This window comes from Pseudomonas sp. MIL9 (assembly GCF_016887925.1).
Lineage (GTDB): Bacteria > Pseudomonadota > Gammaproteobacteria > Pseudomonadales > Pseudomonadaceae > Aquipseudomonas > Aquipseudomonas mohnii.
Genome location: NZ_JAFEHE010000010.1, coordinates 191,146 through 212,117 on the forward strand (window position 1 = coordinate 191,146; position 20,972 = coordinate 212,117).

Genomic DNA, 20,972 nt, shown 5'->3' on the forward strand with positions numbered 1-20,972 from the left:
ATCGACTGATCCCAGCGAGTTCAAGGACTGTTGCGGGAGCGAGCCGGCTCGCCCCCACAGTTCTGGCGACATCGGCGCTAGACCCGAGGCTTGAGCAACACCCCGGTATAACGCAGCAGGAACAGTCCGAATGCCGAACACCACAGCAGCGCCGCCAACCCCAGCCCCACCCCGGAAAACGGCACCAGCAGCACCCGCGACAAACCGGCCAGCAGCATCAGGGAAAAACCCGCCACTATCGCTTTGGAAGGCAACAACGGCCGCCCGGTATGGCCGAGGCTGACCCGGGCAATCATCGCCAGAATCAGCCCGCCGATTGCGCCAACCGCCAGCGCATGGGTGGCCAGGCTCTGTTGCGGCATCAGGCCGGCGTGCCACAACGCCATCGCCACGACCGCCACAAGCAGCCACCCATAGGACAGGTACAGCGACCACAGCAGAGGCACCCGCCACATTCGACGGTCATGCCAGCGCCACAGCCGCAGCAGATGCAACGCCCCGATCAGCACAAACAACAACGACAACCAGGGCCTCGGCGCGTCGTTCAAGCCGAAGGCAAAGCTCACGGCGACCAGCAACCCACTGACCAGCAGCACCCTGGTCGGCAACGGACTGGCCGCAGGCGCTGGCGGACGATTCAACCCGCGCTGAATGAAAAACGGGATCACTCGCCCACCGATCACACTCATCAACGCCGCCACCAGCCACAAGGCCGCCAACACACCGCGCCGTTGCAAGCCATCGTCATGGGTCTGGAGCCCCCACAGCGTCATCACCTGACACCCGGCCAGCAAGGTGACCATCAGCAAAATCGGGTAATTGTCGCGTTTGCCTGCCGCCAGCAGATCCCGCCCCAGCACCCACGCCAGCAGCGGTAGAAAAGGCAGTTGAAGCACCAGCAACAACGCAGGAGGAATCGGCATCAGCCACGCCAGTCGCGCCAGCAGCCAAACCAGCACCAGCCCGATCAGCGGCCAGCCATTGAGTCCCCGCCGACCTGTCCAGTTCGGCACCGCAGTCAGCAGAAAACCGGCAATGATCGCCACGGCAAACCCGAACGGCATCTCGTGCCGATGCCAGGCGAGCATGCCGCCCACCGGTTCAACGCCGGGCCATCGGCCGTACAGCCACAAAGCCCAGATGGCCACCGCCAGCGCGGCAAATGCAGCGCCTGCGAGAAAGAACGGGCGAAAACCGAGGCTGAAAACGGGTGCAGCGCCGAATGTGCGCATCAGGCCAGCACCCCGGCCATGGGTTTACTCAACCGATGCTGAGCCAGCAAGCGCATGACGTAGCCGACTTTCAACAGGGTGGGGCCGACGATGGTCATGGCATGCATCGCTACCAGCGCGACGATCGGCAAATGACCGGCATAAAGATAAGCGCCATAGATCCCGGCAAGCAGCATGGCCAAGCCGGTGCCGAGCACGCGGCTGGAAAGATGCAGAACATTCTGAGGATGGCTGAAGAAGTCGAACATTTTCCGTACTCCTGAAGGCGTTCAGTGGTACGTGTGTCGTATCAAGTCCCGTGCCAGATATTTAACCCCTATAAATCAGCCACCTGCGAGGCCTTGAGTCTTTTCGACTACCACAAGGAATAGTCTGTATGACTCGATATGGAGTCATACAGACTACACCCAGCAAAACAGCAGCGAGCACTTGTCGATCTACGGCACGCCCGGCCGACCGCAGGCTGGCTACGCTGATAGTCCAGCCTGCAAAAACCTGCCAGGGAGACCCGCCATGCTACACGTGCCAAAAATCACCCCGTGCCTGTGGTTCGACGGCCAGGCCGAAGAGGCCGCCAGGTTCTACTGTGCGATCTTCGATCACGCCAAAATCACCGCCATCACCCATTACGGCAAGGCCGGCCAGGAATTCCACGGCCGGGAAGTCGGGTCGGTGATGACCGTCAGCTTCGAACTCGACGGGCAGACGTTTACCGGTCTTAACGGTGGCCCGAACTTCACGTTCAACGAAGCGATCTCGTTCCAGGTCAATTGCCAGACCCAGGAAGAAGTCGACCACTTCTGGGGCCGCCTGTCTGCGGGCGGGCCGGTCGAGGCGCAGCAATGCGGCTGGCTCAAGGACAGGTTCGGCGTGTCCTGGCAAATCGTGCCAGTGGCGATGATGGAGATGATCAAAGACCCCGACACAGCAAAATCCCAGCGTGCCATGCTGGCGATGATGCACATGAAAAAACTCGATATTGCCGAGCTGCAACGAGCCTTTGACGGCGAGAGCTAATACACTCCGACGCTGAACTGCCAAGGACTGACCATGAAGCTCTCCACGCCCAAGGCCACCGACAAGGCCCCGCGCTTCTGGCGCGATGATGCCCTGCCCTTCATCGAAGCGCGCTCCATCGCCGACGGGCGCGAGGTCTGTTACACCCGGCATGCCCACGAACACTTCTCCATCGGCGCAATCACCGCCGGGCGCAGTACTTACGTCCACGAGCAATCGCAGTTCGAGGTCAGCACCGGCACCGTGGTATTGATGAACCCCGGCGATGTCCACGCCTGCAATCCGATCGACGACCAGCCCTGGTCGTACCTGATGCTGTACGTCGATACCGCGTGGCTCACCGACCTGCAGCACCAGCTCGGGTTCAGCGACGACCTGGCGTTCAGACGGTTTGCAGTCACCCACACGTCCGACGCCAGCCTGTTCGATGGGCTGAAGGCCTTGTATGAAGTGTTGGTCGATCCGCAGCAGGACGTGCTGCGCAAGCAGAGCACGGCCGTGGAGTTTTTCAGCGAAGTGCAACTGCGCCTCAACCCGACCGATCAACCGCTGCGCGAACCGAACTTCAAACTGGAACGCGCCGCCGACTTCATCCGCGATCACTGCACGCAGATGCTCAAGCTCGAAGACATTTGCGAAGCGGCGCAGCTGTCACCGTCCTACCTGATCCGCGCGTTCAAACAGCATTACGGCATGACGCCCCACGCCTTCCTGGTCAACCGGCGCATCCAGTTCGCCCGGGACCAACTGCGCCATGGCAAGCTGATCGCCGACGTTGCACTGGAAGCGGGATTTGCCGACCAAGCGCACTTTCAACGGGCGTTTAAACAGCATCTGGCGGCGACGCCGGGGCAGTACCGGGGCTGAAACCCTCGTGACAGCAGAGTTCCTGTGGCAGTGATTTCCTGTGGCGAGGGAGCTCGCCACAGACCTGTCACTCATTCCACAATCAGATAAACCGCACTCACCGCCAGCATCAACGCCATCACCCGGTTAAACCAGCGCATGCCCGCCGGGTTGTTGAGGTAGCCGCGCAAAAACGTCCCGGCGTAGGCCCAGCAACCGACGGACAGGTAGCAAATCACCAGGTACACCGCCGCAAACTGCCAGACCAGTCGCGCCTCGCCATCGGCGACAAACGCGCCCATGCCAGCCACGCAGGCCAGCCAGGCTTTCGGGTTGAGCCATTGCATCACGGCGCCATACAGCATCGACGGGGCACGGTTTGCGTCCTTCGCCTCAAGCTGTCCATTGTCGGCCGCGAGCTTGTACGCCATGTACAACAGGAACGCCACGCCCGCCCACTGCACCACCCGGGTCATCGCCGGCCACAGCCGCAACACCTCATGCAACCCCAGCCCCATCAACACCAGCAGCAACACGAAGCCCAGAGTCGCCCCGGCCACATGCCGTTGACTGGCACGAAAGCCGAAGCGCGCCCCGGAACTCAACGCCACGATATTCACCGGCCCCGGCGAAATCGAAGCGGCCAACGCAAACGCCGCCATGGACATCATCAAACTCATCGCACACCTGTTCCTGTCAGTTGAACCAGGCCCCAAGGTAAAGAGCCTGCTGGCGTGCGTATTGAAGAAAACTGCCCTAGGCGTAAAAGTCGACCACCCGCTTCACCTTCACCAGTGCCTGGCGCAGCGAGTCCATGTCCACCGAGCCCAGCGCCAGGCGGATCGCATGGGGCACATGGGTCGAGATCGCAAAGGGGTCGGCGGGCGAGACCGAGACCTGCTCGCGCATCAGCGCCATGGCGATCTGGTCGGCGCGGGCATCGTCGGTCAGTGGCAGCCAGATGAAATACGAAGACGGATGGCTGATGATCCGGAGCCCCGCCAGCTCCTTGCGCGCCAGGGCCTGCCTGGCCTGGGCGTCCGCACGTTTCTGTGCTTCCAGCTTGAGGACGGTGCCGTCATCGAGCCAGCCGCAGGCGATGGCGGTCATCACGCCGGGTGTGTTCCAGGTGGTCGCCATGATCGTGCGCTCGAAGGCCGCGACCCAGGGTACGGGCGCAACCATGAATCCGACGCGCAAACCGGTGGCGATATTCTTCGACAGGCCTGAAACGTACACCGTCCTTTCCGGTGCCAAGGTCGCCAGGGGCGGCGGAACGTCTTCGGCAAGAAAGGCGTAGGCCGCGTCTTCGATGAGTTTCAGGTCATGCCGGCGTGCTATCGACACCAACTGCTCCCGCTGTTCGGCCGCCATCACCCAGCCCAAGGGGTTGTGCAGCGTCGGCATCGCGTACACGGCCCGTACCGAACGGGTCCGGCACAAGGTTTCGAGGGTTGCCAGATCAGGCCCATTGTCGGTGACGGGAATGGGCAGCACCTCCAGATGCAGGGTTTCGGCCAGCGTCTTGAAACCGGGGTACGTCAACGCATCCGCAGCGATCACATCGCCGGGCTTGAGCAAGGTCATGAGAGTCACCGCCAGGCCATGCTGGGCGCCACTGACGATCAAGACCTGTTCGGCGGGCACGTTGAGCCCGCGCTCAATCAGGTGCCGCGCCACCGAGGCCCGCTCATGCAGACGCCCCGCGTGGGGCTGATAACGCAGCAGCGCTTCCAGGTCCCTGGACAACGCCAACTGCCGTAGGGCGTTGCGCAACAGATCGGCCTGACCGGGCAACGACGGATAGTTGAAGTTGAGGTCGATCATCCCTGCCGCCACCACCGATTGGGCGATGCCTTGCCCGGGCGGCAGCGACGTCTCGCGGACAAAGGTGCCGCGCCCGGTTTCGCCACTGACCAGGCCCATGCTTTCAAGCTCGGCGTACACCCGGCTTGCCGTGACCAGCGCCAAGCCTTGCTCGGAGGCGAGTTGTCGGTGAGTCGGCAAGCGTGTACCGGGCGACAGGCGACCGGCGCGGATGTCGGCGGCAAAGGCGTCTACCAGGGATTTGTAGCGGGAGCGAGGCATGTCGAGATGTATCCATGACAATTTTTTGATTGTACCGATAGTCGATCATAGGATGGCTTTCATGCAACCAGACTCTGAGCGAGAGCGAAATGGAACGGACTTCGAACCTGCAACACCCGTCACTGCAAAGCAATGCCAGCGGCTGGATCAATGGCCTGATCGGCGTGGTGATCTTCAGCGGCTCGCTGCCTGCGACGCGGGTGGCGGTGCTGGAGTTCGATCCGGTATTCCTCACGGTCGCCCGCGCCACCCTCGCGGCGATCCTGGCACTGTGCCTGTTGCTGCTGTTCAAGGAAAAGCGCCCCGCGCGCCAGCAATTGCTGCCCTTGGCCATCGTGGCCTTGGGTGTGGTGGTCGGCTTTCCGCTGTTGACGGCACTGGCGCTGCAATACGTGACGTCCGCACACTCCATCGTGTTCGTCGGCCTGTTGCCGCTGGCGACTGCGGTGTTCGGGGTCTTGCGCGGTGGCGAGCGGCCCCGGCCGGTGTTCTGGGTGTTCTCGGTGCTGGGCAGCCTGCTGGTCGTCGGCTTCGCCGCGTCCCAAGGGCTGACCGCGGCACCGCAAGGCGATCTCCTGATGCTGCTGGCGATCCTGGCCTGCGGCCTGGGCTATGCCGAAGGCGCGAAGCTGTCCAGGACGCTCGGTGGCTGGCAGGTGATTTGCTGGGCGCTGGTGTTGGCGCTGCCGATCATGGCCGCCGTGACCTGGTGGCGAGTGCCCGCGACTTTCGCCAACATCAGCGCGCCCGCCTGGCTCAGCCTGGGGTACGTGTCACTGTTCAGCATGCTGATCGGCTTTGTGTTCTGGTATCGCGGCCTCGCCCAGGGCGGAATCGCCGCCGTCGGCCAACTGCAATTGCTGCAGCCGTTTTTTGGCCTGGCGCTGGCGGCGACCTTGCTGCACGAACAGGTCAGCCTCGGGATGCTTGGAGTGACCGTGGCGGTGATCCTCTGCGTGGCCGGAGCGAAAAAGTTCTCCCGCTAGCCACTGATACGGCACTTTAGGTCCATGACTGTACGGGGCGGCCCCTCAGAGCGCTGTGATAAAAATACGCTCTCGTTACTGGAGCCCATCATGGACCTCGCCACCCTCTCCCTCTTTCTCCCAGCCTGCTTCGCGCTGAACATGGCGCCCGGCCCGAACAACCTGCTGTCGGTGAGCAACTCGACCCGCTACGGCTATCGCACCGCGTGCCTGGCTGGCCTCGGGCGCCTGCTGGCGTTCGCCGGGATGATCGCCCTGGCCTCGGCCGGCCTGGCGGTGGTGCTGCAAACCTCGGAATTGTTGTTCTACGGGATCAAGATTCTCGGTGCGGCCTACCTGTTTTACCTGGCCTGGCAGTTGTGGCGCGCCGACCCCGGCGTGGAGAACGTGGTGGCCAGCGCTCCGGCGGGGATGCTGGCGCTGGCCCGGCAAGAGTTCCTGGTGGCGGCGGGCAACCCGAAAGCGATCCTGGTCTTCACCGCGTTCCTGCCGCAATTCGTCGACGCAACCCGCGCCATCACCCCGCAATTCGCGGTGCTGGGCGCGCTGTTCCTGGTACTGGAATGGATCGCCATCGCCGCCTACGCCTACATGGGCCTGCACATGCGCCGCTGGTTCGCCAAACCGTCGGGCAAGCGCCTCTTCAACCGCTGCTGCGCCGGGCTGCTGTCGGCGGCGGCTTCGGTGTTGTTGATGGCGCGTCGGGCCTGAGCCGTTTTTTCTTCATGGCCTTCTCCGCCAGCATGGATCGGAAACCGCGCCTGTGACTAAATAGGTCATCCCGCCATTGATGTGAAAGCCAGGCCCCAATGAACACAAGCATTCTTTACGCCCTTGCCGCCGCTGCGCTGTTTGGTGCAAGTACGCCATTGGCCAAGCTGCTGGGGCTGAACCTTTCGCCCATCCTGCTGGCCGGACTGCTGTACATGGGCAGCGGCCTGGGATTGACCCTTGCCCGATTGATCCGCGACCGGGGCTGGCGCCCCAGCGGACTGACCTCACCGGAATGGCCCTGGCTGATCGGCGCGATTGCATTTGGCGGGATTCTCGGCCCCGTGGCATTGATGTTCGGCCTGACCTTAACCTCTGGCGCCACAGCCTCCTTGATGCTGAACCTCGAATCAGTACTGACCGCCGTGCTGGCGTGGGTGGTGTTTAAGGAGAACGCCGACCGACGCATCGTCATCGGCATGCTGGCGATCGTCGCAGGGGGCGTGCTGCTGGCCTGGCCACAGGGAGCGGTTCACTCCCTGGGCTGGACCGGCCCGTTGTTGGTCGCCCTGGCCTGCGCCTGTTGGGCTATCGATAACAATCTGACGCGCAAAGTGTCAGCCTCGGACGCGCTCTTCATTGCGGGTGTAAAGGGTTTGTGCGCCGGGTTGGTGAACTGTTCCCTGGCGCTGTCGCTCGGTGCATCGTTGCCACCGATGACGGTGCTGGGACCGACCCTGATCGTCGGTTTCCTCGGTTACGGTATCAGCCTGGTGTTGTTTGTACTGGCCTTGCGCGGGCTGGGCTCCGCACGCACGGGCGCCTATTTTTCCACCGCGCCGTTCCTCGGCGCCGCCATTGCCATCCTGCTGCTGGGCGAATCGGTGACGGCGAGTTTTTGGGCGGCCTCATTGTTGATGGGCCTGGGGGTCTGGATTCACCTCAAGGAAAGCCATGCCCATGAACATGAACACCAGGCACTGCTTCACCGTCATCGACACGTCCACGATGAACACCACCAACACGAACATGAGTTTGAGTGGGACGGCACCGAACCCCACAGCCATGAACACCCACACACGCCCATGCGGCACAGCCATGCGCACTTTCCAGACATCCATCATCGTCACAAGCACTAGTCGTCCACCGGCAATTCCTGATGGAGCGGAGTCTGGAACGCTCCGGAATTCCCTGTCGATTTTCCGGTGGAGACTGCCGGAGTCGCGCTCTATGCTGGCCCCATGAACTTGCACAGCACACTACTTCCGCCCCACGCCGAGATGGTTCGCGCCATGCTCGAACGCGACACCGCCTACGAGGGGGTGTTTTTTACCGCGGTCAAAACCACCGGGATTTTCTGCCGTCCCAGTTGCACCGCACGCAAGCCAAAGCCGGAGAACGTCGAGTTCTTCGCCCATGCCGACGAGTGCCTGTCGGCGGGCTATCGCGCCTGCCTGCGCTGTAAGCCCCTGGACGCCGCAGCCATCGCCCCGGACTGGGTACAGACGCTGCTCAAGTCGGTGGAAACCGATCCCGAGCAGCGCTGGACCGATGCCCAGTTGCTGGCCGCCGGCATCGAGCCGCTGAAACTGCAGCGCTGGTTCAAGCAGCATTTCGGCATGACCTTTCATGCCTGGCTGCGCACGCGCCGCCTGGGCATGGCGTTGGGCGGTATTAAACAGGGCGATTCCATCGACAGTGCAGCGTTCGACTCCGGCTACGAGTCCCTGAGCGGTTTTCGCGATGCCTTCCAGAAATCCTTCCGCATCACCCCCGGTCGCGCGGCCGACAGCGAGCCGCTGCTGTTCACGCGCCTGACCACCCCGCTGGGACCGATGATCGCCATGGCCGAACGACGGGGACTGGTGTTGCTGGAGTTCCTCGACCGGCCGGCGTTGACCCGGGAGATTGAAGCCCTGCAGAACCGTTTTGGCTATGCCGTGGCGCCAGGGCACAACCACCACCTGCAGCAAATCGAGCAGGAACTGGCGCGGTATTTCGCCGGCGACCTGACCGAGTTCAACGTGGCGCTGCACCTGCCCGGCAGCGAATTTTCCCGCCAGGTCTGGGCCATCCTGGCGACCATCCCTTACGGCCAGACCACCACCTACGGGGCCATTGCCGCCAGGCTGGGCAAACCCGGCGCCAGCCGCGCGGTCGGCCTGGCCAATGGGCACAATCGCCTTTCGATCGTCCTGCCGTGCCACCGGGTGATCGGTGCCGATGGCTCGCTGACGGGCTATGGTGGCGGACAGCCGCGCAAGGCGTTTCTGCTCAGGCTGGAAAAAGCCGCCGTGCAAATCACCCAACAACTTGCCTTCTGATCGCCCACTGTTGTTCATAAGGACACTCAATGGACAGGCTCGAAACGCAGATGCACGTACAGCCCCATGACGAAATCAACGCGCCATTGAAGCCCTGCGCAAATGCCTGAGCCCATGCCCGAGCGCTATCAACCCGCCACGGCGTTTTTGTCGTCAATCGATGATGACTGGCGCCGGCACATCGCGGCGGTCGGCCCTTGCCTGCACCAACCCCATGCCGCCCGCGATCCCTATGAGTCGCTGGTGCGGGCGATTGCCTATCAGCAACTGCATGCCCGGGCCGGCGATGCGATCATCGGCCGCTTGCTGGCCCTGTTCCCGTCGGGCGCGTTCCCCAGGCCCGAGCAGATCGTGGCCAGCGACTTCGATCAACTGCGCAGTTGCGGGTTCTCCGCCAGCAAGATCGCGACCATTCAAGGCATCGCCCAGGCGACCCTCGAGGGCCTCGTGCCGGATTACGCCACGGCCCTGGCCATGGACGATGAAGCGCTGATCGAGCGCTTGATCGCCTTGCGCGGGGTGGGCCGCTGGACCGTGGAAATGCTGCTGATCTACAGCCTGGAACGGCCGGACATCCTGCCGGCCGACGATTTCGGAGTGCGCGAGGGTTATCGGCGGCTCAAGGGCCTGGAAGCACAGCCGACGCGCAAACAGATGGTTGAAATCGGCTTGGGGTGGAGTCCTTATCGGACGGTGGCTTCCTGGTATTTGTGGCGGGTGTCTGGCCGGTAGACCGCGTTATCGTTCTTCGCGAGCAGGCTCGCTCCCACAGGGTCGGCGCCGATCCTTCGGAAGCGAGCTTGCTCTCCAACGCCAGTCACAACCCCGATTTCAACCGGCTGAACGCCCGGATCAACGCCCGGTTGAAGGCCTTGCCGTTGTCATTCTTGCTGTACAACGAAGCGCGAACCTCGGCCGGCGGGTAGGTCCCCGGATCATTGCGAATCGCCGGGTCGATCAGGCTGTCCGCCGCAGTGATCGCGTTGGCGTAGTGAATGGTGTCGGTGATCGGCGCCATCACTTCAGGCGTCATCAAATAGTCCATCAAGGCCAGGCCGGCCTGCGGATGCGGCGCATCCTTGGGAATGACCATGGCATCGAACCAGATCAACGTGCCCTCCTTCGGTATCCGGTAACCGAGCTTGTAAGGTTTGCCCGCCGCTTCGGCCTGGCCGGCAGCGATGGCCACGTTACCGTTCCACGACATCGCCACACAGGTGTTGCCGTTGGCCAGGTCGCTGATGTTCAGGTCGTTGTCGAAATAGCGAATGTAGGGGCGGATCTTCGCCAGTTGCGCCTCGGCGCGTTTCAGGTCATCGAGGTTCTGGCGGTTGATGTCCAGGCCCATGTACTTCATGACCGCCGCGAACACCTCGTTGGGATCATTGAGCAGGCTGACCCCGCAATCGGCGAATTTCGCCACCACCGCCGGGTCGAACAGCATGGCCCAACTGTCCGTCGGCGCGTCGGGCAGGCGCTGTTTGACCGCCTCATCCTGAAAGCCCACGCCCGTGGTGCCCCAGGCGTAGATCCCGGCATAGCGATTGCCCGGATCGAACACTGCCATGTGCTGGCGAAACTCCTCGCCGACGCCGGCAAAGTGCGGCAGTCGCTGCTTGTCCACGGGCTGGATCGCGCCGCTCTGGATGGCCCGGGACAGATGCTGCCCGGCGGTCAGCACCAGGTCGTAGCCGCTGCGGCCGGTGAGCAGTTTGGTCTCGACGGTTTCCAGGGAGTCAAAGTGATCGGCAACCACATGGATACCGGTCTGCTTCTCGAAATTGGTCAGGGTGTCCGGGGCCAGGTACTCGCCCCAGATATAGAGATTCACCACCGGTTTGGCGGTGTCGGCGGCCTGCACACACAGGGGTGCAAGCACCAGCAGTATTGCTTGAGTCAGTTTGTGCAGGCCCATGGTCACGCTCCCTTCTTCTGGCTGGCAGCGCCGGCGTACTGAGGCATGGTGATGCACGCGACGTTGCCGCCACCCAGGAGGATTTCCCGGGAGTTTTCGATGCCGACGATTGTGTGCCGTGGGAACAGCTCCGCCAGGGTCGCCTGCGCCACCTGGTCATTGCGATCGCCAAACAGCGGCACCACGATCGACGTGTTACCCGCGTAGTAGTTGATGTACGACGCGCAAATTTTGGTGCCGGCCTGACGGGTGTGGGTGCTGTCCTGCTGATCCAGGCCTTCGGCCTCTTCAGCGGTCCACTCCAGCACATCCGGTTGCGGCAGTTTGTGCACGATCAGCTCGCGGCCACGGCTGTCGCGGGTGCTGCGCAGGATGTCGTAGGCCTCCTGGTAGATTTCCCACTGCGGGTCATCGCGGTTGTCGGTCCATTGCAGCACCACTTCTCCGGGGCGCACGAAGCATGCAAGGTCATCGACATGGCCATCGGTTTCGTCGAACTTGCAGCCGCGCGGCAGCCAGATGACCTGCTCGGCGCCGAGGTAATCGGTCAGGCGCCGGGTGACTTCGTCCTTGCCCAGGTGCTGATTGCGATTGCGGTTGAGCAGGCATTGCTCGGTGGTGAGGATGCTGCCCTGGCCGTCACTCTGGATACCGCCCAGTTCGGCGATCAATGGCGCGCGATAGCGGTCGAAGCGCTCGATTTCGAGGATTTTGCTCGCGATCTGGTCATCCTTGTCCCATGGATAGTACAAACCGCCGTCGAGGCCGCCGTAGGCGTTGAATTCGAAGTCGACGCCGCGCACTTCGCCGCTCTGGTCGTTGACCACGAAGCACGGGCCGCTGTCGCGAAACCAGGTGTCGTTGCAGGTCATTTCGACCACCCGCACTTGCGGCGGCAGCTGGCGGCGTGCGGTGGCGAATTGCGCAGCGGAGGCACACACGGTGACCGGTTCGCTCTGGGCGATCGCGGTGACGATCTGCACCCAGACTTTCTGCGCAGGCTTGGCGCCATTGCGCCAGACGTCGGTGCGCTCCGGCCAGCCGAGCCAGCAGCCGGACTTGGTTTCGAATTCGCCGGGCAAACGGAAACCGTCGAGCTTGGGAGTGGAATCGAGCAAACGTGCCATGGGCAAACCTCATCAGCGGGGATTGGAATGACCACAGGCTAAGGTCGGTGGCGGCCTCCTCGCCAACGATGATTATTTCGGAACACTTGAATTCAACTCATCAATCGACCAACTGATCGTTGAACCATTCCAGCATCTGCGCCACAGCCGGCCGATCCAGGCGCACCCGTTCGCACACCAGGGCGTATTGGCCCAACGCCGTCATGCTGGAAGTAAAAGGCCGGACCAGACGACCGCTGAGCAAGTCTTCCTGGGCGGTCAGGTTGTCGCCCATGGCCACGCCCTGGCCTTGAGCCGCGGCCTCCAGCGCCAGCCCGGCGTGGGCGAAATACAGCTGCCGTTCGGGGCGCTGATCGCCGGCATGGCTGGTGAGCCAGGCCGTCCAGGTCTTGCCGTCCTGATCGTCGTGGAGCAGGCAGTGACGTTCCAGATCCCTGGGGGCTTTCAGCGTGCCCTGGTTGAACAGACCGGGGCTGCACACCGGAAAAAACTGCAATGCCGGCAACGGCCGGACGAAATACGCGCTGCTGTCCACCGGGCCGGTGCCGTAGGTGATCGCCAGGTCGATGTCTTCCCCCGGCGCCGTGGCGTCAATCGGTTGTTCGTAGAGGTGCAAGGTGATGTGCGGATAGCGCGCATAAAAATCGGTGAGGCGGCTCATCAGCCACTTTTGCGCCAGTTCGGCGGTCACTGCCAGGCGCAACACCGCGAGGGACGAGGGATCGCGTAATTCATCGCAGGCGTCACCGATCAGTTCGAAGGCCTGCTGCAAGCTTTGCATCAGCCGCCCCGCGGCCATGGTCGGGCGAATCTGCCGACCTTCACGGACGAACAACGACACGCCCAGCTGTACTTCCAACTGACGAATCTGATGGCTGACGGCGCTGTCGGTCACGCACAACTCTGCCGCCGCCCGGCCGAAATGGGCATGGCGCGCGGCGCATTCGAAGGTTCGCAGTGCTGCCAGGGAGGGTAGTCGTCGCATCGGGCCTGGTCCGGAATGGGTGGTGCCCATGCTGACTGGGCTGTCGGTAGCCGTCCAGTGGCACCGCGTTATCGTTCATCGCTGGCAAGCCAGCTCCCACAGGAGCCACGCGCCCACAATCCTGTAGGCGCTGGCTTGCCAGCGAAGGCGTCGGCACGCGCGCCACACATCTTCTAGGCTGAACGGACGATTCAAATCCTGGAGAGCACCATGCAACTCGAAGGTTCCTGCCATTGCGGCGCGGTGTCATTCAGCCTGACCAGCGCCCACCCCTACCCTTATCAACGCTGCTATTGCTCGATCTGCCGCAAGACCCAGGGCGGTGGCGGCTATGCGATCAATCTGGGCGGCGATGCCGCCAGCCTGAAAGTACGCGGGCGCAAACACATCGCGATCTACCATGCGCGGCTCAAGAACGAAGGTGACAAACGCGCCCACAGCAGCACCGCCGAGCGGCATTTCTGTTCGCTGTGCGGTTCGGGCTTGTGGTTGTTCAGTCCTGAATGGCCCGAGCTGATTCACCCGTTCGCCTCGGCCATCGACACCCCGCTACCGGTCCCGCCGGAGCACACGCACCTGATGCTCGGCTCGAAAGCATCGTGGGTGGAGGTCGAGGCGCATGGGAAGGACCGGCAGTTCGATGTCTATCCCGAAGAGTCCATTGCCGAGTGGCATGAGCGCCTGGGCCTGAGCCGCTAGGCTGACCATCATGCGCCTCCGCAATCCCCCTGTGCGGCCGGCACACCACTGTGGAAGCGGAACTCCACATCCGGCGACTCGATCAGTTCCTGCTCGGCGGCGCGGACCTTGTCGATGACCTGGGCGATATCCTTGGCGTCTCCGTACTGATAAGCCAGCTTCAGGTAGCCCTGGAAATGCCGGGCCTCGCTTTTTAGCAGGCCAAAGTAGAACTTGCCCAGCTCTTCGTCCAGATGTGGCACCAAGGCTTCAAAACGCTCGCAGCTGCGGGCCTCGATGAACGCACCGACCACCAGCGTATCCACCAGTTTTACCGGTTCGTGACTGCGCACCACTTTGCGTAACCCCGAGGCGTAACGCCCGGCGGACAGCTGACGCAGTCCGATCTTGCGTTTTTTCATCAGACGCATGACCTGTTCGTGGTGCACCAGCTCTTCCCGGGCCAGGCGCGACATCATGTTGATCAGATCGACATGGGAGTGATACTTGGCAATCAGGCTGAGTGCCGTGCTGGCAGCCTTGAATTCGCAGTTCTTATGGTCGATCAACAGGGTTTCCTGATCGGCCAGTGCGGCTTGAACCCAACCATCGGGGGTGCGGCAGCCAAGGAATTCGTGTATTTCGGGAAGGATCATGGGGCCCACGGACAAAAGGTTCAAAACGAAGGGCGTCGATTATACCGGCCTGCCCGAAGACCACCAGACGCTACCGTTGATATGCATCAAGTCCCGTGCAGGCGACCAGCATCTATAGTAGTTTCACGCAATCCTTACTTTCCGGAGATCCCGATCATGCAAGCCATTCGCAGCATTCTGGTGGTTCTTGAACCCGAGCACTCGGAAAGCCTCGCGCTCAAGCGCGCCAAATTGATTGCCGGTGTGACCCAGGCTCATTTGCACCTGCTGGTCTGCGACCGCAAGCACGACCACAGCGCCATGCTCGGCGTGCTCAAGGCGGCGCTGGTGGCGGATGGCTATAGCGTCACCACCGAACAGGCCTGGGAAAGCAGCCTGCATGAAACCATCATCACGGTGCAGCAAGCCGAAGGCTGCGGTCTGGTCATCAAGCAGCATTACCCCGACAGCCCGCTGAAAAAGGCCCTGCTGACCCCGGAAGACTGGAAAGTGTTGCGCACCTGCCCGACTCCGGTCCTGCTGGTGAAAACCGCCGGTTCCTGGAAGGACAAAGTGATTCTGGCGGCCGTCGATGTCGGCAACATCGACAGTGAGCACCGCCATCTGCACAACACCATCATCGATTACGGCTATGACATTGCCAGCATGGCCAAAGCGCACTTGCATGTCATCAGCGCCCATCCGTCGCCCATGCTGTCGTCGGCCGACCCGACCTTCCAGCTCAGCGAAACCATCGAAGCGCGCTATCGCGAACAGTGCAAGGCGTTCCAGGCGGAATTCGACGTCGACGATGAACACCTGCACATCGCCGAAGGCCCGGCGGACGTGCTGATTCCGTTCATGGTGCGCAAGCTGCAGGCGGCCGTGACGGTGATCGGCACCGTGGCGCGCAGGGGGATTTCAGGGACGCTGATCGGCAATACGGCAGAGGTGGTGCTCGATGTGGTGGAGAGCGATGTGCTGGTGCTCAAGCCGCAGGAAATCGAGGATCATCTGGATGAAATCGCGAGCAAGCATTAAGCCCTGCCGTGCCTGATAGATTGCCATCGCGGGCAAGCCCGCTCCCACAAGGTCGATGAAAAACCTGTGGGAGCGGGCTTGCCCGCGATGCTCTTAGCCGCCAAACGCATCATTCAGAAACCCCGGCGCGATGTAGCGCTGGTAATGCGCTTCTGACAGCAAAAAGAATTCCCGATCAATGGCGTCCCGCAGCTCCGGCAGGTTCCAATCGCGAAACTCCGGCAGCAGCACCATGCCGTAGGCTTCCAGGTTGTTGATGACCCGCGCGCCCCGCGCGATCAACTGATAAGCCCAGCAGTATTCCGACTGATGGGGCACGAAGCGGATCTTGCGCTGCTCCAGCTGCATGCGGAGCAGTGCCGGATCAAAAATCTCCACCTTGGCCGCCATCACCTGGGACAACAACTGCTCAAGACGCAGCCACACCGCGCGCTTTTCTTCTTCGTTGTAGCCGTTCCAGTGAATCACTTCATGATGGAAACGCTTGCAGCCACGACACACCAGATCACCGTAAACGGTGGAGCAGAGGCCGACGCAAGGGGTCTTGATGGTCTGATTGGGCATAGGGGAGAACGCGAAAAAGCAAAACAGGCCGGCATGTTAGCCCTTTGTCCGCCATTGATCACCCCTCAACGCTCAGCGCATCCGGCGCGTCAACATTCCGGGGTCGGCTCACCACCAAAGTCCAATAGAGCCCGACTTACCTTTAAAAATTTTTTACCGTAGAATCAGCCAGCCTTTTTAGGCGCCAATGTCCGTTGGAAGCTGTTTTCAAAGCGTCACGAGCACAGTCGCTCCTTCAGAACGGTGTTGGCGAAGGTTTTTTCCAGCGGGGAAAAACCCGACGCCAACCCTCATCAGTTCCCGTTCTGCAGGCGTAAAACTTTGAAAGCAGCTTCTGTAAGAAATTGCCGGTAATTCTGGCTAAGCGGCTCACAACGCCATGAAGCGCATGAGTACGGCAATTTCTGGATGAGCGTCCCGGACACCCATTTGGGACCACTGATGAGGGTAATACTGTGCTTGAAGCCTACCGCAAACATATCGAAGAGCGTGCAGCACTGGGAATCGTTCCCCAGCCGCTAAACGCCGAACAAACTGCAGGCCTGGTCGAGCTGCTGAAAAATCCCCCGGCTGGCGAAGAAGCTTTCCTCGTTGACCTGATCACCAATCGCGTTCCACCGGGAGTGGACGAAGCAGCCTATGTCAAGGCCGGCTTCCTGTCCGCCATCGCCAAAGGCGAAGCCAAATCCCCTCTGATCGACAAAAAACGCGCTGTTGAACTGCTCGGCACCATGCAGGGCGGCTACAACATCGTGACCCTGGTGAACCTGCTGGACGACGCCGAACTGGCACCAGTAGCGGCCGAAGAACTCAAGCACACCCTGCTGATGTTCGACGCCTTCCACGACGTCGCTGAAAAAGCCAAGAAAGGTAATGTTCACGCCAAGGGCGTACTGCAATCCTGGGCTGACGGCGAGTGGTTCGTGAAGCGCCCGGTGCTGGCCGACAAGATCAGCCTGCGCGTGTTCAAGGTTACCGGCGAGACCAACACCGACGACCTGTCCCCTGCTCCGGACGCCTGGTCTCGCCCAGACATCCCGCTGCACGCCCTGGCCATGCTGAAAATGGCTCGCGACGGCATCGTGCCTGACGCACAAGGCGTCACCGGTCCGATGAAGCAGATCGAAGAAATGCGCAACGCCGGCTTCCCGATCGCCTACGTCGGCGACGTGGTCGGTACCGGTTCTTCGCGTAAATCCGCTACCAACTCGGTACTGTGGTTCTTCGGCGACGACGTTCCTTACGTGCCGAACAAGCGTGCAGGCGGTTTCTGCTTCGGCAGCAAGATCGCTCCGATCTTCTACAACACCATGGAAGATGCCGGCGCACTGCCAATCGAGTTCGACGTTTCCAACATGAACATGGGCGACGTGATCGACCTGTACCCGCATGCTGGCAAAGTCTGCAAGCACGGTACCGACGAAGTCCTGACCACCTTCGAAATGAAGACTCCGGTCCTGTTGGACGAAGTTCGCGCCGGCGGCCGTATTCCGCTGATCATCGGCCGTGGCCTGACCGAGAAGGCTCGCGCCGAGCTGGGTCTGCCACCTTCGACGCTGTTCAAGAAGCCTGAAGCACCGGCTGAAAGCACCAAGGGTTTCACCCTGGCGCAGAAAATGGTCGGCAAGGCTTGCGGCGTGACTGGCATTCGTCCAGGCACCTACTGCGAACCGAAAATGACCACCGTGGGTTCCCAGGACACCACCGGTCCAATGACCCGTGACGAACTGAAAGACCTGGCGTGCCTGGGCTTCTCGACCGATCTGGTGATGCAGTCCTTCTGCCACACCGCGGCTTACCCCAAGCCGATCGACGTGACCACCCACCACACCCTGCCTGACTTCATCATGACCCGTGGCGGCGTTTCCCTGCGTCCGGGCGACGGCATCATCCACTCGTGGCTGAACCGCATGCTGCTGCCAGACACCGTCGGTACCGGTGGTGACTCGCACACCCGTTTCCCGATCGGTATCTCGTTCCCGGCCGGTTCCGGTCTGGTTGCGTTCGCCGCAGCCACCGGCGTCATGCCGCTGGACATGCCTGAGTCGATCCTGGTTCGCTTCAAGGGCGAACTGCAACCAGGCGTCACCCTGCGTGACCTGGTTCACGCCATTCCTTACTACGCGATCCAGGCTGGCCTGCTGACCGTAGAGAAGAAAGGCAAGAAAAACGCCTTCTCCGGTCGCATCCTGGAGATCGAAGGTCTGGAAAAACTGACCGTCGAGCAAGCGTTCGAACTGTCCGACGCCTCGGCCGAACGTTCGGCTGCCGGTTGCACCATCAAGCTGTCCAAAGAGTCGATCGCCGAGTACCTGCAGTCGAACATCACCCTGCTGCGCTGGATGATCGGCGAAGGCTACGGCGATGCCCGTACCCTGGAGCGTCGTGCTCAAGCGATGGAAGCCTGGCTGGCCAACCCTGAGCTGCTGGAAGCGGACAAAGACGCTGAATACGCCGAAGTCATCGAGATCGACCTGGCCGACGTCAAGGAGCCTGTGCTCTGCGCGCCGAACGACCCGGACGACGCTCGCCTGCTCTCCAGCGTTGCTGGTCAGAAGATCGACGAAGTGTTCATCGGTTCGTGCATGACCAACATCGGTCACTTCCGCGCTGCCGGCAAGTTGCTGGAACAGGTCAAGGGTCAGCTGCCTACCCGTCTGTGGCTGTCGCCGCCGACCAAGATGGACGCTCACCAACTGACCGAAGAAGGCTACTACGGCATCTACGGCAAGGCTGGCGCGCGCATGGAAATGCCGGGCTGCTCGCTGTGCATGGGTAACCAGGCACGTGTAGAGCCGAACTCGACTGTCGTGTCGACTTCGACCCGTAACTTCCCGAACCGTCTGGGTGACGGCGCGAACGTCTACCTGGCTTCGGCCGAGCTGGCGTCGGTGGCTTCCATCCTGGGTCGCCTGCCGACCGTCGAGGAGTACATGGAATACGCTGGCAAGATCGACAGCATGGCGGCTGATGTCTACCGCTACCTGTCCTTCGACCAGATCGCCGAGTTCCGCGAAGCGGCTGCGAACGCCAACATCCCGGTCGTTCAAGCCTAACGCTGCAAGGCAATGAAAAACGCCGCCCATCGTGAGATGAGCGGCGTTTTTTTATGCCCAGGCTTTAGTGGCATGCCCCTTGTGGGAGCGAGCTTGCTCCCACAGGTCATGCCTTAATCCTTGTAGGCTCGTTGCACCGCGCCATCCACGCTCAGCCCGCTGAGCATCACCCCGTTGGCCCGAACTTCGGGCAACGCCGACAATACCGTTTCCGCACTGTCCTTGAGACGCGCCAGAATCAGTCGTTTGCCTTCGTTATGCACCCGGACGAAAAACTCCTGCATCGCCTCGATGCTGGTGCCATCCAGATCGGGGGACTCTTCCAGACTGAGGATCACGGTGTGGATCGGCGCCGATGGATGCCGGATCAAGTGCAACGCAGCACCTAGAATCCGCTCGACATTGGCAAAAAACAACGCTTCATCCGGTCGCACGACCAGGACGCCCGGCACTGTTTTCGCCGCTGGATGACGTTGCACGTCGACAAAGTCGTGCCCGCCGTCGATCCGGCCGAGAATCTGGATATTGGCCGCCGACATTTGCTTGAGCATCAGCAGCACGCTGATCGCCACGGACACCAGCAAGCCGTCCAGCACCCCCAGCACCAACACCGCGCCCACGGCGCACATCACCAGCACACGGTCACGTCGCCAGATGAAATATCGCCCCAACGGCTGCAGGCTCAACCCGCGCGCCAACGCATGGATGACGATGGCAGCGAGGATCGGCTCCGGGGTCAAGGCGATATACGGCAATACCGTCATGACGATGAGCAACACCACCAGCGCCGCCACGCCACCGGCCAGCCGTGACGTGGCACCCGCCGCCTCGTTGGCCGATGTCGCTGAATACCCTGCCCCCGCCGGCAGGCCATGGAACAGGCCGGACAGCAGGTTGGTGGCGCCGAGCGCCAGCAGGTCGCGGTTCGATTTGACCCGGTCACCGTGCTTGAGCGCGTAGGCACTGATCGAGCCGTAGGATTCCGCGTACAGGATCATCACCATGGCAAACGCCACTTCGCCCAAACGCAGCCAATCGGCAAATGGCAATACCGGCAGGTTCGGCACTTCCAGGCTCAGGTCGATGAGCCCGATCATCTTCACCCCATACGCCGGCAGGTTCAGCCACTGGCCGGCCGCAATGCCGATCACCACCACCAGCAAGCCACCGGGCACCCGTGGAAACCGCGAAAACAGCAGCAATAACGCCAGCGCCACCGCCGCTACACCGGCTGCCGGCCAGTTCCATTGCGGCAATTGTGCGAGTAATTGCGGGGCGAAACGCACCAGGTTGGCGTCGATCAAATGCACACCGACCACACTGGCGACCTGCTTGAGAATGATGGTCAGCGCCAGGCCAAAGGCAAACCCGCGCAACACCGGTTTGGCAATAAAGGACGTGACGCTGCCAAAGCGAAAGATCCCGGCCAGCAAAAACAGCCCTCCGGTGACCAGCACCAGCCCGGCCGCCAGGGTCGAACGCAACTGCAGATCGCCGTTGGCCAGGGTCGCCGTCGCCGCCGCCAGCACCGCCGCCGCCGACGAAGTGGCCGAGACAATGGCAAACCGGCTGGTGCCGAACAGCCCATAACAGAGCAACCCGGCAAACAGCGCGATCACCCCGGCCTGCGGCGCCAACGCAGCAATGCTCGAATAGGCGACCGCCTCGGGCAGCAACAGACCGGCAATCGACAGCCCGGCCAGAACATCCTGCCAGCGATGGGTGGATTCAACAGGGTTGGGGGCACTCGACAAGCCACTGTCTCCA

Annotated in this window: 20 protein-coding genes; 10 read left to right on the plus strand and 10 right to left on the minus strand. The window is 62.0% G+C overall.

Annotation, left to right across the window (positions count from 1 at the left end; genetic code table 11):
• Window positions 1–77 precede the first annotated feature (77 nt).
• Both JQF37_RS13400 and JQF37_RS13405 read right to left on the minus strand, forming a co-directional pair.
• Entirely contained in the window at window positions 78–1,232 is a 1,155-nt protein-coding gene (locus tag JQF37_RS13400) for an NnrS family protein (protein ID WP_130210711.1), read from the minus strand.
• Complete coding sequence (locus JQF37_RS13405; protein ID WP_130210713.1) at window positions 1,232–1,480, minus strand: transmembrane sensor/regulator PpyR; 249 nt, start codon at window positions 1,478–1,480, stop codon at window positions 1,232–1,234. The genes JQF37_RS13400 and JQF37_RS13405 overlap by 1 nt, the downstream gene beginning before the upstream one ends.
• A gap of 265 nt (window positions 1,481–1,745) precedes the next feature.
• On the opposite strand from JQF37_RS13405, the gene JQF37_RS13410 reads away from it, so the two are divergent.
• Entirely contained in the window at window positions 1,746–2,249 is a 504-nt protein-coding gene (locus JQF37_RS13410; RefSeq protein WP_130210715.1) for a VOC family protein, read from the plus strand.
• Between the two features lie 33 nt (window positions 2,250–2,282).
• On the plus strand, window positions 2,283–3,116 hold the full coding sequence (locus tag JQF37_RS13415) for an AraC family transcriptional regulator (protein ID WP_130210717.1): 834 nt from the start codon (window positions 2,283–2,285) through the stop codon (window positions 3,114–3,116).
• 71 nt (window positions 3,117–3,187) lie between these two features.
• On the opposite strand, the gene JQF37_RS13420 is transcribed toward JQF37_RS13415, so the two are convergent.
• Together JQF37_RS13420 and JQF37_RS13425 are read right to left on the minus strand one after the other, a co-directional pair.
• Complete coding sequence (locus JQF37_RS13420; protein WP_130210719.1) at window positions 3,188–3,775, minus strand: LysE family translocator; 588 nt, start codon at window positions 3,773–3,775, stop codon at window positions 3,188–3,190.
• A 76-nt stretch (window positions 3,776–3,851) separates the two neighbouring features.
• Entirely contained in the window at window positions 3,852–5,183 is a 1,332-nt protein-coding gene (locus JQF37_RS13425) for a PLP-dependent aminotransferase family protein (protein ID WP_130210721.1), read from the minus strand.
• An 89-nt stretch (window positions 5,184–5,272) separates the two neighbouring features.
• Between JQF37_RS13425 and JQF37_RS13430 the strand changes: the two genes are divergently transcribed.
• The 5 genes from JQF37_RS13430 (at window position 5,273) to JQF37_RS13450 (ending at window position 9,936) form a co-directional block, all read left to right on the plus strand.
• Window positions 5,273–6,169: a DMT family transporter gene (locus JQF37_RS13430; protein ID WP_130210723.1), complete on the plus strand. Its 897-nt coding sequence runs from the start codon at window positions 5,273–5,275 to the stop codon at window positions 6,167–6,169.
• A gap of 90 nt (window positions 6,170–6,259) precedes the next feature.
• Window positions 6,260–6,880 (plus strand): LysE family translocator, encoded by a 621-nt coding sequence (locus JQF37_RS13435; RefSeq protein WP_130210725.1) that lies wholly within the window; start codon window positions 6,260–6,262, stop codon window positions 6,878–6,880.
• Between the two features lie 98 nt (window positions 6,881–6,978).
• Window positions 6,979–8,019, plus strand: a complete 1,041-nt coding sequence (locus tag JQF37_RS13440; protein WP_130210727.1) for a DMT family transporter — start codon at window positions 6,979–6,981, stop codon at window positions 8,017–8,019.
• Between the two features lie 102 nt (window positions 8,020–8,121).
• Window positions 8,122–9,204 (plus strand): bifunctional transcriptional activator/DNA repair protein Ada, encoded by a 1,083-nt coding sequence (locus JQF37_RS13445; RefSeq protein ID WP_130210729.1) that lies wholly within the window; start codon window positions 8,122–8,124, stop codon window positions 9,202–9,204.
• A 114-nt stretch (window positions 9,205–9,318) separates the two neighbouring features.
• Window positions 9,319–9,936 carry a DNA-3-methyladenine glycosylase gene (locus JQF37_RS13450; protein WP_130210767.1) on the plus strand — a complete coding sequence of 206 codons (618 nt, stop codon included), beginning with the start codon at window positions 9,319–9,321 and terminating at the stop codon, window positions 9,934–9,936.
• 85 nt (window positions 9,937–10,021) lie between these two features.
• On the opposite strand, the gene JQF37_RS13455 is transcribed toward JQF37_RS13450, so the two are convergent.
• From JQF37_RS13455 to JQF37_RS13465, 3 genes are all read right to left on the minus strand, one after another.
• Window positions 10,022–11,119, minus strand: coding sequence for an extracellular solute-binding protein (locus JQF37_RS13455; RefSeq protein WP_130210731.1), 1,098 nt, complete (start codon window positions 11,117–11,119; stop codon window positions 10,022–10,024).
• Window positions 11,120–11,121: 2 nt separating this feature from the next.
• Complete coding sequence (aguA, locus tag JQF37_RS13460; RefSeq protein ID WP_130210733.1) at window positions 11,122–12,246, minus strand: agmatine deiminase; 1,125 nt, start codon at window positions 12,244–12,246, stop codon at window positions 11,122–11,124.
• Window positions 12,247–12,346: 100 nt separating this feature from the next.
• The gene (locus JQF37_RS13465; RefSeq protein ID WP_130210735.1) at window positions 12,347–13,231 is read right to left on the minus strand and encodes a LysR substrate-binding domain-containing protein; all 885 of its coding nucleotides are present in this window, start codon (window positions 13,229–13,231) and stop codon (window positions 12,347–12,349) included.
• Window positions 13,232–13,441: 210 nt separating this feature from the next.
• Here JQF37_RS13465 and JQF37_RS13470 point away from each other — a divergent pair, with 210 nt between their 5' ends.
• The gene (locus tag JQF37_RS13470) at window positions 13,442–13,930 is read left to right on the plus strand and encodes a GFA family protein (RefSeq protein ID WP_130210737.1); all 489 of its coding nucleotides are present in this window, start codon (window positions 13,442–13,444) and stop codon (window positions 13,928–13,930) included.
• A gap of 8 nt (window positions 13,931–13,938) precedes the next feature.
• Here the strand turns inward: JQF37_RS13470 and miaE are convergent, their stop codons facing one another.
• Window positions 13,939–14,565, minus strand: a complete 627-nt coding sequence (gene miaE, locus JQF37_RS13475) for a tRNA isopentenyl-2-thiomethyl-A-37 hydroxylase MiaE (protein ID WP_130210739.1) — start codon at window positions 14,563–14,565, stop codon at window positions 13,939–13,941.
• 156 nt (window positions 14,566–14,721) lie between these two features.
• On the opposite strand from miaE, the gene JQF37_RS13480 reads away from it, so the two are divergent.
• Entirely contained in the window at window positions 14,722–15,585 is an 864-nt protein-coding gene (locus tag JQF37_RS13480; RefSeq protein ID WP_130210741.1) for a universal stress protein, read from the plus strand.
• 93 nt (window positions 15,586–15,678) lie between these two features.
• Here JQF37_RS13480 and JQF37_RS13485 read toward each other — a convergent pair whose 3' ends face one another.
• Window positions 15,679–16,149 carry a DUF1289 domain-containing protein gene (locus tag JQF37_RS13485; protein ID WP_047528256.1) on the minus strand — a complete coding sequence of 157 codons (471 nt, stop codon included), beginning with the start codon at window positions 16,147–16,149 and terminating at the stop codon, window positions 15,679–15,681.
• A gap of 455 nt (window positions 16,150–16,604) precedes the next feature.
• Between JQF37_RS13485 and acnB the strand changes: the two genes are divergently transcribed.
• Entirely contained in the window at window positions 16,605–19,205 is a 2,601-nt protein-coding gene (gene acnB, locus JQF37_RS13490) for a bifunctional aconitate hydratase 2/2-methylisocitrate dehydratase (RefSeq protein ID WP_130210743.1), read from the plus strand.
• 113 nt (window positions 19,206–19,318) lie between these two features.
• Here acnB and JQF37_RS13495 read toward each other — a convergent pair whose 3' ends face one another.
• Window positions 19,319–20,959 carry a SulP family inorganic anion transporter gene (locus JQF37_RS13495; RefSeq protein ID WP_130210745.1) on the minus strand — a complete coding sequence of 547 codons (1,641 nt, stop codon included), beginning with the start codon at window positions 20,957–20,959 and terminating at the stop codon, window positions 19,319–19,321.
• Window positions 20,960–20,972: the final 13 nt, after the last annotated feature.